At 47.1% G+C, this 15496-nt stretch carries 14 protein-coding genes, 1 tRNA gene and 2 pseudogenes; 10 read left to right on the top strand and 7 right to left on the bottom strand.

Going from position 1 to position 15496, the window contains the following annotated elements; genetic code table 11:
* Positions 1-52: 52 nt before the first annotated feature.
* Positions 53-184 (bottom strand): hypothetical protein, encoded by a 132-nt coding sequence (locus ACYVEA_RS24075; protein ID WP_461115974.1) that lies wholly within the window; start codon positions 182-184, stop codon positions 53-55.
* A gap of 605 nt (positions 185-789) precedes the next feature.
* Here ACYVEA_RS24075 and ACYVEA_RS24070 point away from each other — a divergent pair.
* The 4 genes from ACYVEA_RS24070 (at position 790) to ACYVEA_RS24055 (ending at position 4626) form a co-directional block, all read left to right on the top strand.
* A complete protein-coding gene (locus tag ACYVEA_RS24070) occupies positions 790-1329 on the top strand; it encodes a phage integrase SAM-like domain-containing protein (RefSeq protein ID WP_461115973.1) in 540 nt (179 codons plus the stop codon).
* Complete coding sequence (locus ACYVEA_RS24065) at positions 1326-1562, top strand: hypothetical protein (RefSeq protein WP_461115972.1); 237 nt, start codon at positions 1326-1328, stop codon at positions 1560-1562. The genes ACYVEA_RS24070 and ACYVEA_RS24065 overlap by 4 nt, the downstream gene beginning before the upstream one ends.
* Positions 1549-1824, top strand: coding sequence for a site-specific integrase (locus ACYVEA_RS24060; RefSeq protein WP_461115971.1), 276 nt, complete (start codon positions 1549-1551; stop codon positions 1822-1824). Before ACYVEA_RS24065 ends, ACYVEA_RS24060 begins: the two co-directional genes overlap by 14 nt.
* Positions 1825-2499: 675 nt before the next feature.
* On the top strand, positions 2500-4626 hold the full coding sequence (locus ACYVEA_RS24055; protein ID WP_461115970.1) for an FG-GAP-like repeat-containing protein: 2127 nt from the start codon (positions 2500-2502) through the stop codon (positions 4624-4626).
* 741 nt (positions 4627-5367) lie between these two features.
* Here the strand turns inward: ACYVEA_RS24055 and ACYVEA_RS24050 are convergent.
* Both ACYVEA_RS24050 and ACYVEA_RS24045 read right to left on the bottom strand, forming a co-directional pair.
* Entirely contained in the window at positions 5368-5820 is a 453-nt protein-coding gene (locus ACYVEA_RS24050) for a T9SS type A sorting domain-containing protein (RefSeq protein ID WP_461115969.1), read from the bottom strand.
* A 209-nt stretch (positions 5821-6029) separates the two neighbouring features.
* Positions 6030-6419, bottom strand: coding sequence for a hypothetical protein (locus ACYVEA_RS24045; RefSeq protein ID WP_461115968.1), 390 nt, complete (start codon positions 6417-6419; stop codon positions 6030-6032).
* Between the two features lie 832 nt (positions 6420-7251).
* Here ACYVEA_RS24045 and ACYVEA_RS24040 point away from each other — a divergent pair.
* Together ACYVEA_RS24040 and ACYVEA_RS24035 are read left to right on the top strand one after the other, a co-directional pair.
* Positions 7252-7311, top strand: a pseudogene (locus tag ACYVEA_RS24040) (DUF4113 domain-containing protein); the annotation flags it as partial.
* A 19-nt stretch (positions 7312-7330) separates the two neighbouring features.
* Positions 7331-7531: a hypothetical protein gene (locus ACYVEA_RS24035; protein ID WP_461115967.1), complete on the top strand. Its 201-nt coding sequence runs from the start codon at positions 7331-7333 to the stop codon at positions 7529-7531.
* Positions 7532-8361: 830 nt separating this feature from the next.
* Here the strand turns inward: ACYVEA_RS24035 and ACYVEA_RS24030 are convergent.
* The 4 genes and pseudogenes from ACYVEA_RS24030 to ACYVEA_RS24015 all read right to left on the bottom strand — a co-directional run.
* Positions 8362-8556, bottom strand: a pseudogene (locus ACYVEA_RS24030) (hypothetical protein); the annotation flags it as partial.
* 12 nt (positions 8557-8568) lie between these two features.
* Positions 8569-10083 (bottom strand): autotransporter outer membrane beta-barrel domain-containing protein, encoded by a 1515-nt coding sequence (locus tag ACYVEA_RS24025; RefSeq protein WP_461115966.1) that lies wholly within the window; start codon positions 10081-10083, stop codon positions 8569-8571.
* Positions 10084-10166: 83 nt separating this feature from the next.
* Complete coding sequence (locus ACYVEA_RS24020) at positions 10167-10340, bottom strand: hypothetical protein (RefSeq protein WP_461115965.1); 174 nt, start codon at positions 10338-10340, stop codon at positions 10167-10169.
* A 71-nt stretch (positions 10341-10411) separates the two neighbouring features.
* Positions 10412-10485, bottom strand: a tRNA-Ile gene (locus ACYVEA_RS24015).
* Positions 10486-10613: 128 nt separating this feature from the next.
* Here ACYVEA_RS24015 and ACYVEA_RS24010 point away from each other — a divergent pair.
* From ACYVEA_RS24010 to lpxA, 4 genes are all read left to right on the top strand, one after another.
* Entirely contained in the window at positions 10614-11879 is a 1266-nt protein-coding gene (locus ACYVEA_RS24010; RefSeq protein ID WP_461115964.1) for an HD domain-containing protein, read from the top strand.
* Between the two features lie 183 nt (positions 11880-12062).
* Entirely contained in the window at positions 12063-13103 is a 1041-nt protein-coding gene (gene lpxD / locus ACYVEA_RS24005; protein ID WP_461115963.1) for a UDP-3-O-(3-hydroxymyristoyl)glucosamine N-acyltransferase, read from the top strand.
* A 72-nt stretch (positions 13104-13175) separates the two neighbouring features.
* Positions 13176-14570, top strand: a complete 1395-nt coding sequence (locus ACYVEA_RS24000; RefSeq protein WP_461115962.1) for a bifunctional UDP-3-O-[3-hydroxymyristoyl] N-acetylglucosamine deacetylase/3-hydroxyacyl-ACP dehydratase — start codon at positions 13176-13178, stop codon at positions 14568-14570.
* 102 nt (positions 14571-14672) lie between these two features.
* Complete coding sequence (lpxA, locus tag ACYVEA_RS23995; RefSeq protein WP_093825990.1) at positions 14673-15467, top strand: acyl-ACP--UDP-N-acetylglucosamine O-acyltransferase; 795 nt, start codon at positions 14673-14675, stop codon at positions 15465-15467.
* Positions 15468-15496 lie beyond the last annotated feature (29 nt).

The following is a 15496-nucleotide window of genomic DNA, read 5'->3' as shown; positions in this document are numbered from 1 at the left end:
CGAGTAACACCACAAAAAGACCCGGCACTAGCAGCACCTGGTTTTTACTAACCTACTCTATAAGAAAGGCGGCTTTGCCTTCCAGTTCTTTTATTTTACTTTCGACAAATTCATTCATCTGCACCTGAAACTGCCGTAGCTGCTGAACCGTGTTTAAGGCCGCAGGGGCGCTTAGATTACGCAAGGGGTCTTCGCCCCTCAGCAGCTATTCGGCCGATATACGGGGTTCTACGGCCCCTATTCGACGGGTATCAACAGCTTTGAGGCTATTTGGCATGGTCGCAAAGCAAAGCGGTTGGCCCCGAAAGTAAGGCGTTAATAAAAGTCTTATCTGACTGTAAGAATAGCATCGAGGCTATCAGGCCTTGAGGCAGTTGGATAAACCGATCGATGGGCAAATCATTATGAAGGCCATCCGAAGTGGCGAGGTTGTAGGAAAGAAGGCTACTTTACTGAGCATCTACAATGAGTTTATGGCAGCCAAAAGAGCTGTTATTATTTCTGACCGCAGGAAAAGGACGGGTGACCAAATTGCACTGACGACATACGTACCCCAAGCGGTGGGAGTTGATTTATGGGTATTTGACGCATTTAAAGTGCACTCAGATACCACTTCGGGCCATTCGATATGAGTTTGCCACCAATCTAAAAGAATGGCTTAATGGGAGCGTAAGCCCAATGGTGAGCACTACAGCCCCGCGACGGTGGACAAGGTAATTTCATTATTGAAAATGCTGATGAATTACGCCCTCAGTAAAGGGTATGTTGAATACAGTGCTGTCAATAATTATGATTCCAATTGCTAGCTGGGATATGCACAAGCAAAAGGTCAAGCGAGATGATCCACAGGCGGTCATCATTAACAAGGCAATTGTTGAATGTGAAAACAAACTCAATAAGATTTACAATCAGCACGAAAGGTATGATGTTATTATGAATGCTTTGGGGGTTAAGCGGGCGGTTATCAATGGTGGTAGGGTTCGACCATCCATTCCTGATTTGATTGAAAAGTTCTTGGCCGAAAAGACAGCGCTAAAAGCGAACTTGTCTACCACAGGCACCTATAGATTTAAGTTTAGACCGCTGGTTGAGTTTCTTAGATCTGAAGGTATTTACGAGCAAGCGGCTGAAGATTTTAGCCCCGGCCCATTAAAGCGATTTCGGGTCTATCTGATCACCACACGGGGCAACTCCGAGCAGACCGCCGACAAGACGCGCCAGGTTGTCAAAACCCTACTTCTGTGGGCGGCTGAAAGTGAAATAATCATGAAGAACCCGCTGCTTCACGTTCGTATTCATGTAGATAAAGCCCCAACCTGGAATGTTTGACCCAGGAAGAACTTGCTGTCATTCGTGAAGCAACGCTCTTGCCCGCCTTACGGGCTGCGGCTGATTGCTTTGAGTTTGCTTGTCATACGGGCCTTGCCTATCAGGACATGTGTTCCCTTACACCGGCTTCGGTTAGACTAATCGAAGGGCATCACTGGGAAACGAATAAAAACGGGTACGGATTATTATATTCCCATCTCAAAAAGAGTCCGGGAGCTGATGGACAAGTATAATGGTGTTAATATGCCCCTTCCTCCATTGGGTGACTACAACCTACTGCTCCGTCAAATTATGCTCGTGCTGGGCATCAACAAACGCATTACATCCCATACCGCTCGAAAAACCTTTGCCGCTTGGTGCATAAACGAGTTGGACATGTCGGAAGAGGCTACCATCGTAGCCATGGGGCAGAAATCAGCTAAAGAGTTAACACTCTATCGAAAGACCCGGCCTAAGCGGTTGTTTTCAGAATTTCCGGCTGAGTTGCTAGAGTAACCTTCCAAAGCGGAAGATGCCACTCGACAGACTCAAAGCCCATTCTCCCATACCTATAGGGCCTCCTAGCACCCCGAAACCAGCCCTTGGGTCATTGCCCCGCCTATTCGTAGTGCGGGGCTTTTTCTGTATTGGAGAATAGGGAGTAAGTCGGCAGTTTATTGGTCTGAATGCAGTTTAGAAAGACTAGTGGGTATTGAGGCTGGGTATTAACCGCCCCCTACATTTACTATTTATAGCTATACATTGCATTAGTTTTTATTTACCTTTTTACTATTAAATGTCTTAATGATAAATTATAGTTAAATTGTTTTTACTTATAGTAACAAATGTGCTATCTATGTAGCCTATTCAAAATCTGTTGTTGTGAATTATATAGAACTGCTATTTCACATTTTTTCACTACCGTTGGCAAATACACACTAATCGGCGATGGCCTATTGCCTTGATTTTTCAAATCGTTTCATGCTTTAACCAGACACTCACCTCTTCAACTCAACTTTAGTTTATGGCCCATTTTCTACACTTGGCTCTCCGCAAGTGGGTGGTGGTATACTACTCTCATGGGCTTCTTTTTTTATTAACGGGTGAGGTAATCATGGCTCAATCTCCGTTGAGGGCTCAATGTTTCCAACCAGCCATTAGCTATCCATCTGGTGGGGTCTCTCGATGGTAATGAGCGACGTTAACGCTGATGGTATCGCCGACATTATCGTCGGCGGTAGCGATGTAGTTTGGGTTCTTCTAGGTCAGGAGGGGGGAAAGTTTTTAGGGCCTCAACATTACCCCGCGGGGACGGCAGTTTATAGAGTGACGGTAGGTGATGTCAACGAAGATGGGCGGCCTGATATCATCACGACTAATCAATATCGTTTTAACGTCACGGTCTTGTTGGCTCAGGGGGGCGGGCGCTTTGGACCTCCTAGCTTCTATTTCGCAGAAATTACACCAAATTATGTTGCCGTGAGCGATGTTAACGGTGATGGCCACCTTGACATAATCACAGATGGTCGCCTTGATATAGCCCCAACCGGACCCAATGCATCAACTAGTAGAGTTTCAATATTGATTGGAGATGGAGATGGACGTTTTGGAACGCCAACCCTATACCCGGCAGGGAGCGGGCATTTAGTAGTACGTGATATCAATGCTGATGGCCATTCCGACATCATTACGGCCAATAATGGTATCGACGACGCATCGGTGGCGGTGTTGATGGGAAAGGGAGACGGAAGCTTTGGATCTTACGTTAGCTATCCAGCAGGGAATGGAACATATGGGGTGGCGGTGAGTGATATCAATGCTGATGGCTATTTTGATATCATCACGGCCAACTTAGGCGATAGAAGTGTATCCGTGTTGCTGGGGCAAGTGGGTGGTGGTTTTGGTGCTCCCATCCACTACTCAGCAGGATGGGGCCCTTTTTCGGTGGCGATAAGCGATGTAAATAGGGATGGCTATTCGGATATCATCACGGCAAATTATAGCGGGAGAAGTGTGTCGGTGCTATTAGGGAAAGCAGGCGGAAGCTTCCTGGCGGCTACTGAATATTCTGTCGGAGGTAGTCCTCACTCATTGACAGTGAGTGATATAAATAAGGATGATCATTTAGATATTATTACTGGCAATGGCTCTAGTGCTTCGGTCTTGTTGGGTAGCATTCCTGTTAAGATCACCAAAGAACCGACTAATGAATCGAGTGTTTGTATAGGGACTAACGTCTTGGCCACCGTTTCAGCGAGTGGTACCAATCCCACCTATCAGTGGTACAAGAACGGGGCCTCCTTAGGGACCGCCCAACAGGCGGACACCCTAAGGCTAACCAACGTGCAACGGGCCAATGCTGACTCCTATTGGGTGGTGGTAACCGGCAGTTGCAGCTCAGTAACCAGCACAGCTTTTTCCCTGACGGTTTCGGCTTTGCCCACGGCTAGCCTGACCAACAACGGTCCGCTGACTTGCGCCAACACGTCCGTTACGCTAACGGCTTCGGGGGGAGATGCCTACCTCTGGGATGATGCCTCCATCGATGCGGTACGGACAATCACCACGGCAGGCACCTATTCAGTGACAGTGACGTCGCCCAATGGCTGTACGGCTACCGATTCTCAGGTCATTAGTTTCAACAATACCCTTGCTGCCACAGCGGGCGCTTCATTAAGTTCGGCTTTGATAGGGAGTGTCGTTAGCCTGAGTGCCACAGGCGGTAGCGCCTATTTGTGGAGTGCCTCCGATGGAGCTAGCCTGAGTAGCCCCGCCACAAGTCCCGACGTATTGGCCACCCTGACAACGGCTGGCCTGCAAACCTTTACTGTTGTGGTTACCGAGGGTAGTTGTAGCCAGACTCTAACGGTGGACGTCAAGGCTATGTTGCCGCCTGATCTGATTCCCCTGCTATATGTGACGCCCTCTCTGGCTTACAGCACCACGACCGGCAGTCTGGTGGTGGATGTGTTCGAGATCAACTCAACTTCGACTAATGGCACTATCACGGTGCACATCGCCAAGTCATTGCTGATGAGCCTGAGTTTCGATCCGGGTGCGACTAGCTTTCTGGGGCGTCCAGTGCAGAATAATGTGTGGACGTTTGATGCCACCTCTAATACGGATGCCTACATCCTGACTACGACCCAGGCCATTGAAGCGGGAAGCAAGCTATCGGTGGGGCTAAGTAGCCTCTTAACACCCGGTGTAAACAAGGGCAATCTCAGCGTCACGGCTACACTAGTAGGCGGCAGTGGCGGAGAGGTTACTATGACCAACAACACCGATGCCGATCAATTGGAATACTTTAGTAAGTAAGGACAGAGAGAAAAGGAGAAAGAGTAATTAGAAAAAGAGGATCGTTTACAGCCACTTTCCAATGGGGAGTGGCTGTTTTGATAACTCCTATGCCCATATCACAGTTCCCATATAGATTGGTAGAAAAAGCAGTCTCAACAACATCTTTCCTTCTGCCCGTTTGACCATATCCTCCCACGATCACAAAAGCCCCTTTTTAGCCGGATTTGGCAGGAAATAATGAAAGTAATAGACGCCCGAATTCCCGCATTTTCCTTTTATAGGGTCGCAGGCGGAGCGCATTGAGTACATTGAATCAGTACCTTCAGCCGGGCCAATTCAGGCATTTCGCCTTTTTAGGAAATTTTATTCACAGGACCGAGGGAATGGCTGTGGATAAGGTTAAAAAGGAGTGTATAGGGGGCCTTTTCTGTGGGCAGACATAATGCAGGTCATTACGGGCAAAATGCCCTTTTATAGTCGCGTTTTGGGTATGCTTAGTATGTTCTGTAGTCTGCCAAACATACCCCTTTTGCCGGTTTTGCCGGGAGGTCGACTAGACGCTCTGAAAAACAAAACTACAGCCAGCATCTACTAATGCCTGGCTGTAGTTCTTTATACTCAGTTAAGAATAGGCGAATAGGGGGCGCCAAACCTACAGGGATAAAAAAACGCGCTCACCAGTACCTCATGTGAGCGTACAATAACGGATGCCCTCATCAACGCTGCCACTCGCAAGCGAATTTTGGCAACAAGGCTACTTTATGGAACCGCTACCCGTACGGTCTGTCGAATAGGCCCACTACTCATTTCCAGTATATATAGGCCGGTGGCTAAAAGGGAATCAGCGACAAAGTCAACCTCACCCCTGGATGTACTCACGATATGACCCGGTATGCACTGACCCGTCAGGGTATGCAATTGGAAGGTCGCCTTTTCGGCGTTAAAAAGTTGCAAATGCACTCGGTTACCTGAGGCTATGCTCGGATTAGGGTACACGACCATTCCAACGGCATCCCGGCGCACAACCGCTGAGATAAGCCGAGAGTAATGGACCGATCCGTCCCCATCGACTTGTTTCAGCCGGTAATAGTTAGGACCATCCAAGGGGCTAGTGTCCGTCGCACCATACTGTTGCGTGGAGATCGTATTGCCTTTCGCCAGCACCTCCGATACCGCATTGAATTCCCCTAAGTCAGCACTACGTTCGAGCACAAAGCGTTCGGCGTTTTGCTCCCAAGCCGTGCTCCAGGAAAGAAGGACCTGCGGTCCGACAACTTTAGCCGTGAATGATACAAGGGAAACGGGTAAAGCTCCACCGGCACAACCTGTACTCTGGGTCAGGATTTTAGGGCCGAAGATATGAGTGCCATTGCCCTGGTTATTCTGATTGCCCTGAAAAGGTCCACCGCAGGTGGAGGTACCTATTTTAAGGAAGGACTGATTATTACCCCACGGATATCATTATCAAAGCTAGCCAGATTAATCGATGAGCCCGCATTATTGAGATCCAGCCCATTTGACCCTCCCCCTGTACCTATGGTAATCTGGCCGCCACCTGATACATTGATACGGGTCGGATTATCAAATTTTATGGTTATACCCCGGGGAATTTCCACAATGTGGGTGATGTTGATCGTACCGGTAAAAGTAAGACTGGGTGGGGACGTAGTGCCTGTACAGGTAAAGGTAGTTGGATCGGTGAAACTACCATCTTTAACCGTTGAGCAGCTTTGAGTCTTTCCTTGGGTAACTGTGAGCAGAACCGCTCCTACAACTAACCACAAGTGGATTTGAAGAAAACATGATCTCATAATGCACGAATTGATAAGGAATTAGCCATAAAATGGATTAACCGACTCCTTATCAAGCTCAGTTCAAAATGCTCAACTCTGACCAATAGGCTTAAAATAAGAAAATAAATGCTCAGCGTTACTTCAATGATAGGGGAACTGGATTTTATAAAATTCTGTGTTTAACTAGTTGTCAGGAGTCTGTAATGATAAATCAGGTATAGCCTTTTTGATTGCTAGGTTGATAGATCAAAATTTATTAAATGGCTATATTTCTTACCATTTTACTCAAGAATTTTTTCGTTAGAGCCGATAAAATCCTATCCAGCAGCTCCGACCGAATTCGTCAGTGAGCCTAGGGAAACGAAGATAAAAAGCGAGTTCATCCTCAATAAGTATGGACCTCAATGGGGGAAGCTCAAGCAGACCTCCACAGCCGCCGAGCCTCCCTTACTAGTACTAGCATCCACCTTGACTGTAAACCTATTGGTAAGGTCACAAACCACTGATTAAAAAGTAAACAAACAAGCCTCAACCGATTGGCCAGGGCTTATCCATGTAAATCAATATTCTATTAACTGGCTAGGCGGTGATAGGTCACATGCGCCATAGGATTGTTCACAAGTTGGATAAAATCCTTCATAAATTCAGCCTAGACACTCTTTCCTAGTGGGTGATATGGACTTGTTATAACTGCTCAATCTTGTCCCGACTGCGCTTTAGCTGCATCTTGACCGCACTCGGACTCATCCCCTGAAGCCGGGCAATCTCCTCCCGCTACCTCTTCTTCATACTTTAGCCGTAGCAGGGCTTGCTCCTATTACGAACACCTGCCCCGATCGTCCGATGAAGCAAAAAGTATTTATCGCCGAGGTGTACGACACGTTGGGATGATATATTGACAGCTAAATAATAAATGAGGCAGCTTGCGTATGAACCGAGTTATTGCGCCGGGTGACCGGGTGATCGTCACACCTGTCAAAAATGGCATTACGCGTAAATCGTACAAAGCCACTGTGCTTGCCTGGATGTCCTCGGGCAAACTCAAAGTTCAGCCCGATGGAGATAAGTGCCAGACGTCGAAACTAGTCAATAGTGACGATGTGAAGAAGTTGGCCGATAAACAACATTGACGACACTACAAGAAATATGAATTGAAATTAACTGCGGAAACGAATCCGTCTAAAGGTAAAAGGTACCAAGCATACGTTTGTAGAGGAAACTTGCCAAGTTTCTCAACCGAGATTTTGACACGCTCAGTTATTACCGAACGTTAGGGCTGGACTCATTCAAAAAGGGTGGCTCACGCTAGTACATAAAAGGCATCATAGATGGCTGGCTTGCTACGGGGAGAGTGAACCAAAATAAGCGTAGAGGATAAAAAGTTAATCTTTTTTGGGGTACGTTAGCTTGTTTTGCTGGTTACTGTTGGGCGTTAACTGATTGGGTACAAGCCTATAAAATAGACGTATATGCACTTGATCACTGGGAAGTCTTTTAGGAAACGTTGGCACTTCTCATCTATACGACGTTAGCCGTTTGATTCATGATTAAACACCTTGCCCTTCCTAAAAACGATATGTAAATTTTTTCTTCTTATGAAGGAGAGTCCACACAGAAATTCAAACTGAGACACTATTAAACCATGAAACCGCAGGTGTCGTTGTGTCTTTTTCTTATTGTTACTTTAAGTTGCTTCACTGGATACTGCTTTGTGTTCATTAACTGGTTACAGGACTATATGTCACTGACCCAGGGGAGGATTTATAGAAATCCTCAGCACCCATTATCTACATGGGGCTTGCTATTCGTTTTATGATTAAGAAGGTAAGTACTAGTTGATACCATTCTTTCAACTAAAGACAGAGCGGCATAGGATACCGCTCTGTCTTTAGTGAGAAAAAAGTAGTTGTCAATTTGTACTATTCACAAAAAGACGTGTCGTCCGACGATGGGCTTGGTCTTAGTGGAAACCCTGTTGAGTCAAATACGCCTTGTCGGCTTCATCCCGAGGATGCACACCTACAACGATACCCCCACTTTTAAGACCGGATTCGTAGGCTTTGGCTGTTTCTTCTGGAATGCCCGAATTGACTAAAGCGCCGATCAAGCCACCGGCTAAACCACCTGCACCAGCGCCCGCTAAACCAGCGGCCAGAGTTTGTCAAGACTACTGTTTTTTAGCTAGCTGCTTAACCAGTCTCTTCAATTCGTCAATCTCAACCTGCTGTTGTTGATGATCGGTCTGCTGTTTCTGTTCTAACTGCTGGTTCGCTTTCTCTAACTGAATACTATACAGGGTCAACTCTTCGACTTTCTCCAATAGCATAGCGTTCATCTTCGTCAGATCCATTCCGTCCTGAACGACCTGTTCAGCTGAAGGTATGCCCGGTAAATGCCCATGCTGATTAACGTAGCCAGCTACCGATGGGAGGGAACGAAGTTGATACGTTGGGTCGAAGACTTTATCGCTCCATTCACCCGTATTATTAATGCGGAGTTGATAGCGAGCTTTGATGATGTCTCCTCGTTCATTAACGGTCAGAAACTGATCGGTTGAATGGGTGACCGGGCTGCTGTTGGTTAGATTCGTTATGCGTATGCCGCTAATGCCAGGAGCTTCACTCACGACTTCTAGCCGGGCTGTAGGAGCCGACGTACCAATGCCCACACTAGCCTCTTTGCCAAGTACTAAGGCATTGCTGGTAGCTACCGTAGCGCCTGCACCGATTGCTGTAGCGTTAGTTAGGTTTTGGGCTATAGCATCGGCCCCCGTTCCAAGAAATGTATTACGTGAGCCACTGTCATGGTTACCCGTATTAAAGCCGATATACACGTTGTCATCCGTACTGCTACTGGTTGGCCCTGCACTATTTCCTACAAATGTGTTATGATTACCTGTGGCATTGCCCCGACCTGAGAGGGCTCCAAAAAAACTATTACCCTTGCCTGATGTAGTGGTGTAACCTGATCGATACCCCATGAATGTATTGGAATCAGCCACAGCAGTATAGCCCGATTGATAACCCAGGAAGGTATTTACTTTACCAGTCGTATTACTAACTCCAGACTGACTGCCGATGAATACGTTTTGTGAAGCACTATTATTGAAACCCGTTGAATCGCCAATCATGACATTGGAATTGCCACTTTCATTACTATCCAATGCGCGTACACCCAATGCCACATTATAGACGCCCGTTTTATTTCTACTGGCTACACTATAACCCATAAACACATTGTTAGCACCGGAGGTATTTCCGGCACCCGACCAGCTTCCTACAAACGTGTTTCTATAACCTAAACTATTTTGAACACCCGCATAGATCCCGACAAAGGCATTATAGTTCCCAGTAGTATTGGCTTGTCCTGCTCTGCCTCCCAGAAAAGTGTTGTAACTACCTGCCGTGTTAGACTTACCAGCCCCACTGCCGATGAAGGTATTGACTGCTCCAGTCGTATGAGCATGGCCTGCCTCATATCCAACGAAGGTGTGACCACCCCCGTTTATCATTGTAGCATTACCAGTCAGTGGGCCAACCAGTGTATTCTCAAAACCTGGCGAAGATGCATTCGCTACATTAGCAACATAATTGCTCATCTCCTGGGCATAACTGCTAAGAGGTAAGAAGATGAACACAAGTAGTTGAAACAGATATACTTTAGATGAATAAAAAAAAGGCATATAGACTACTATTTTAGGGTAAAATCAGAGTTGCAAATACTAGGATAAGCTTGCCAATTACAAATAGGTGGATCAAATAAGCGTTAGGCTCCGTCGGGATTTTCCCGCGCTATGTTATCGTCGCGGGTGGGTGTGGTATTGGCCGGAACAGGAATGGATGGTTGCTTACACTGACTCAGACAGGCAAGCAGAACCAGGTGAAGCGGGCCGTATATAAGGGGTCTGATAAACGGTTTTGACAACAAGCAGCTTCGCAAGAAATAGGGGAGATGTGTAAACAATAAAAAAAGCACTTACGATTTTAGATGTAAGTGCTTGATTATCAATGTGGGCCAGGCAGGGCTCGAACCTGCGACTTACTGATTATGAGTCAGGTACTCTAACCAACTGAGTTACAAGCCCTTTGCTGCTAGATGAATCTACTTCAGCGATGCAAAATTACGAATTTTTTGGACATCAGCACAGAAGCTGCCAAATTTTCAGAACATAATCCTGCTGATTGGGTAGTCTGGTCTAACTACCTTTGTTCAATGGCAGAGTCCAATAAGAAAAAAATTCTCAACGATCCCGTTTACGGATTTATCACCATTCCGAGCGAATTGCTCTTTGATCTGGTGGAACATCCTTATTTTCAGCGGCTTCGGCGGATCAAACAACTGGGACTTTCGGAGTATGTGTATCCGGGGGCGCTGCATACACGCTTTCACCATGCGCTGGGGGCTATGCACCTGATGGGGGAAGCCATGAGTACGCTGCAAAGTAAAGGTCACTCGATTTCCAGCGAGGAGTGTGAGTCGGCTCAGATTGCCATCTTGCTCCACGACGTTGGTCACGGCCCGTTTTCACACGTACTGGAATGCTGTTTGTTAGACAACGTACCACATGAAGAGATTTCGCTGCTGCTTATGCACGATCTCAACCGGCAATTCGGTGGAGCGTTGTCATTGGCTATCCGCATGTTTGAAGGAACGTATGAGCGGCCTTTTTTCCATCAACTCATTTCGAGCCAGTTAGATATGGATCGAATGGATTACCTTAACCGCGACGGTTATTATACGGGCGTTGCAGAAGGAGCTATTGGTGCTGAACGAATCATTAAGATGCTTGATCTGGTCGACGATCAACTGGTTGTGGAGGCTAAGGGAATCCTGAGTGTAGAAAATTTCCTGAATGCCCGGCGGTTGATGTACTGGCAGGTTTACCTGCACAAAACATCGATCTGCTGCGAGTCGATGCTGATCCAAATTCTGCGCCGGGCGCGGTTTCTTATCCGGCAGGCCGGGTCGTCGAACAAAGGGGCTGAGTCGATCTTTGCCCCGGATGCGTTTAAACTATTTTTGGGTGAAAGCATCTCATTAGCTGATTTTCGGACCAATCGCACCTATCTCGATGCGTTTACTACGTTAGATGATTTTGATGTCTGGGCTTGCATAAAACAATGGGCGCTGCACAGTGATCCGGTGCTTTCGACAATTTGTCAGATGCTGCTTGACCGGAAATTATTTAAAATTATACTATCGACAGAACCATTTGCGGGCGAATTATTGAATGAACTGGAAGGACAGCTTCGTCGGACGGGATTGCCTGATGATGTACTGTCTTATTTCCTGGTTGAAGGCCAGGCGACGAATGCGGCTTATTTGCCTTCCGGGGATCGAATTAATATCAAGCTGAAATCCGGTAAGGTGATTGACATCGCTGATGCTTCGGATTTATCGAATATTCAGGTGCTGACAACGATTGTTCGCCGATATTACGTTTGCTGGGCAAAAGGTCTGGATAAATTAAGGCTGTAAATAGAGTAAAATTATGGGTTGCTGATACGTTAAAGCAGCCGCTGATTCGTCAATTACTACGTTGTCGCATTTGCCTTAATCACTATTTAAGGTTGTTTTATACGAAAAGTGCAATTTGTTAGTTACCTTAGCGCCCCGATCACTCGCTAAAAAAGAGTGTATTGCGACGGCCGTCATACGTATATGAAGTTTACAGTCAAGCAGATTGCCACACTGCTGGGGGGCGAAGTCGCCGGAAATGATACACTGGCAATCACCGGATTAGCTAAGATCGAAGAGGGAAAGCCAGGCGATATTTCGTTTCTGTCGAACCTTAAATATGAATCGTATCTCTATACGACACAAGCTTCGGCGGTCATTGTTGACCGGTCGTTCGAACCTAGAAAGCCGGTATTCTCTGCCCTTATTTTTGTAGAAAATTCCTACTCAGCTTTTACCCGCCTGCTGGAAGAATATCACAAACAACTGAGTTTTGCCCGGGTTGGCGTCGAACAGCCGTCTTATCTCGGCGAAGATTGTCAAATTGGTGAGCAGCATTACCGGGGTGCGTTTTCTTATATTGGTCGAAACTGCCAGCTCGGAAACAACGTCAAGGTATATCCTCATGCCTACATTGGCAATAACGTTCGTATTGGCGACAACACGATTATTCATGCCGGTGTCCGAATTCTGGACAACTGCGTGATTGGCCAATATTGTGTCATTCATCCCAACGCGGTGATTGGTAGCGAAGGTTTCGGGTTTGCGCCCCAACCCGACGGCAGCTACAAAACTATTCCGCAACTTGGAAATGTCATTCTGGAGGACTTTGTGAACGTTGGCTCTGGTACGACCATTGATTGTGCAACACTGGGCTCAACTATTATTCGGACCGGCGCCAAACTTGACAACCTGATTCAGATTGGGCATAATGTTGAGATTGGTAAACATACGGTCATCGCGGGTCAGACGGGCATTTCAGGTTCGACAAAAATCGGTGATAACTGTGTTATTGCGGGTCAGGTTGGTTTTGCCGGTCACTTAACCATTGCTAATGGCACTAAAGTGGGTGCTCAGTCGGGTGTAGGAAAAAGTATTGAAGAAGAAGGAACGGCGATCAATAGTTCGCCTGCGTTCGGACTCAAAGAAAGCATGCGTTCCCTGGCTATTTTCCGGCGGTTGCCATCGTTGGAACAGCGGCTATCAAACCTGGAAAAGAAAAACGAAAGTGAAAAAAAGTCGTAAATGGGCCGTCGTTAGGTACGTATAAGAATGACTGGTACCTGTCGACTATTGACTGACGACTAAAGACGTATAATGAATACCAAACAACAGACGATTCAGAAGGCCGTTTCGGTATCGGGGGTGGGGTTGCACACGGGCGTTTCAGCAACGATGACGTTCCTGCCTGCCCCATCGAATCACGGCTATAAATTTCAACGTATTGACCTGCCCGGACAACCTATTGTCGATGCTGACGTCGATAATGTTGTTGACCTTTCGCGGGGCACAACCATCGAGCAAAGCGGTGCGCGCGTTCATACCGTGGAGCATACGCTGGCTGCGCTGGTGGGTTTGCAGTTAGACAATGTACTGATTCAGTTGAATGGACCCGAGCCGCCCATTCTGGATGGCTCTTCGATTCAATTCATTAACGCGTTACGTGAAGCGGGTATCGAAGAACAGAACGCTACACGCAATTATTATGAGGTGACAGAGTCGGTTCATTACCGCAATCCTGAGAAAGATATTGAACTGGCTGCGCTGCCCCTGAATGACTATCGACTGACGGTGATGGTCGATTATAACTCACGGGTTATCAGCAGCCAGCATGCTTATCTGAATGATATTAGCCTGTTTCCCGAGCAGATTGCGAATTGCCGTACGTTTGTGTTTTTGCATGAACTCGAAGCGCTCTACAAGCAGAATCTCATTAAAGGCGGTGATCTGACTAATGCCATTGTTATTGTCGATCGCGATGTTAAAGACGGCGAGCTGGATTATCTGGCCGACCTGCTGCATAAGCCAAAAGTGAGCGTAAACAAGCAGGAGGGTATTCTGAATAATATTCAGTTACACTACCCGAATGAAATGGCACGTCATAAGTTGCTGGATATGGTAGGTGACCTGGCCTTAATTGGTCGGCCCATTAAAGCGCAGATTCTGGCGGCCCGCCCTGGCCATGCAGCCAACGTAGCGTTTGCTAAAAAGATCAAGAAGCAGATTCAGAAGAACGCAGCGAATCAGGTTCCCCAGTATGATCCAACCCAACCGCCGGTGCTGGATATCAACCGGATTTCGCAGTTGCTGCCCCACCGCTACCCATTTCAGATGATTGACAAAATCATCGCACTGGATGAAAACAGCGTAGTGGGTATCAAGAACGTTACCATGAACGAGCCTTTTTTTCCAGGACACTTTCCCGGAAATCCGGTTATGCCGGGCGTGATGCAGCTCGAATCAATGGCACAAACGGGTGGTATTTTGGTGCTTAGTACGGTACCTGACCCTGAAAACTACTGGCCGTTTTTGGTGGGTATTGAGAATTGCCGTTTCCGGCGCAACGTTTTGCCCGGCGATACGGTAATCTTTAAATGTGAATTTACCTCGCCCATGAAACGCGGTATCGTAAAAATGCAGGGCCGGGGCTACGTGAGCAACCAACTGGTGTGCGAAGCCGACATGATTGCCAGTTTGGTCAAAAAGAAATGATAAATGATGAATGATGGATGATAGGTGCCCTGTAACAGCTTATCAGTCATTCATCATTTATCATTCATCCGCACGGGCGGCCCCGATTCATCATTAAAAAACATGATTCAACCATTAGCCTATATTCACCCTGAAGCGAAAATCGCGCAGAATGTAGTTATCGAGCCATTTGCTATTATCCATAAAGACGTTGAGATTAACGAGGGAACATGGATTGGTTCGCACGCGGTGATTAACGAAGGGGCCCGCATTGGCCGCGACTGTAAGATTTATCCGGGAGCTGTTATTTCATCGACCCCCCAGGATTTGAAGTTTAAAAACGAATACACGCGTACGTTCATCGGCGACAATACAACCATTCGTGAATACGCTACCATCAGCCGGGGAACCGAAGAGCATTGGAAAACCGAAATTGGTTCCGATTGTCTCGTTATGGCTTATGCACACGTAGCGCACGATTGCCGGATTGGTAACCATTGCATTCTAACCAATAATGTACAAATGGGCGGCCATGTGCACATGGGCGATTGGGCAATTATCGGTGGATCGAGTTCGGTGCTTCAGTTTACACGTATTGGTGCCCACGCCATGATTTCGGGCGGCTCACTGGTGCGGAAAGACGTACCGCCGTTCACAAAAGCCGCCCGTGAACCACTGTCTTATGTAGGCATCAATTCGATTGGCCTACGTCGTCGGGGATTCGATAACGATAAAATCAACCAGGTGCAGGAAATTTACCGCTATATCTACATGCGGGGCCTAAACAATGCGGATGCCCTGACGCAGATCGAGCTGGAACTACCGCCGTCGGATGAGCGTGACGAAATCGTTAACTTTATTCGTGCGTCGGAGCGGGGTATCATGCGCGGCCCATCGTCGAATGGCGAAAGGGAATAAAGCGTTATATCGTGCGGGCGTTTCCAAAC

It is taken from the genome of Spirosoma jeollabukense, from assembly GCF_054777855.1.
Note: the sequence above shows the minus strand (reverse complement) of the source record. Positions and strands in the feature narration are given on the sequence as shown.

Bases quoted from the DNA above. Each gene is read 5' to 3' on its own strand.
- ACYVEA_RS24025 (WP_461115966.1), bottom strand. From the start codon at position 10,083: ATGCCTTTTTTTTATTCATCTAAAGTATATCTGTTTCAACTACTTGTG.
- ACYVEA_RS24035 (WP_461115967.1), top strand. From the start codon at position 7,331: ATGAACCGAGTTATTGCGCCGGGTGACCGGGTGATCGTCACACCTGTC.
- ACYVEA_RS24000 (WP_461115962.1), top strand. From the start codon at position 13,176: ATGAATACCAAACAACAGACGATTCAGAAGGCCGTTTCGGTATCGGGG.
- ACYVEA_RS24045 (WP_461115968.1), bottom strand. From the start codon at position 6,419: ATGAGATCATGTTTTCTTCAAATCCACTTGTGGTTAGTTGTAGGAGCG.
- ACYVEA_RS24055 (WP_461115970.1), top strand. From the start codon at position 2,500: ATGAGCGACGTTAACGCTGATGGTATCGCCGACATTATCGTCGGCGGT.
- lpxA (WP_093825990.1), top strand. From the start codon at position 14,673: ATGATTCAACCATTAGCCTATATTCACCCTGAAGCGAAAATCGCGCAG.
- lpxD (WP_461115963.1), top strand. From the start codon at position 12,063: ATGAAGTTTACAGTCAAGCAGATTGCCACACTGCTGGGGGGCGAAGTC.
- ACYVEA_RS24070 (WP_461115973.1), top strand. From the start codon at position 790: ATGATTCCAATTGCTAGCTGGGATATGCACAAGCAAAAGGTCAAGCGA.
- ACYVEA_RS24060 (WP_461115971.1), top strand. From the start codon at position 1,549: ATGGACAAGTATAATGGTGTTAATATGCCCCTTCCTCCATTGGGTGAC.
- ACYVEA_RS24010 (WP_461115964.1), top strand. From the start codon at position 10,614: ATGGCAGAGTCCAATAAGAAAAAAATTCTCAACGATCCCGTTTACGGA.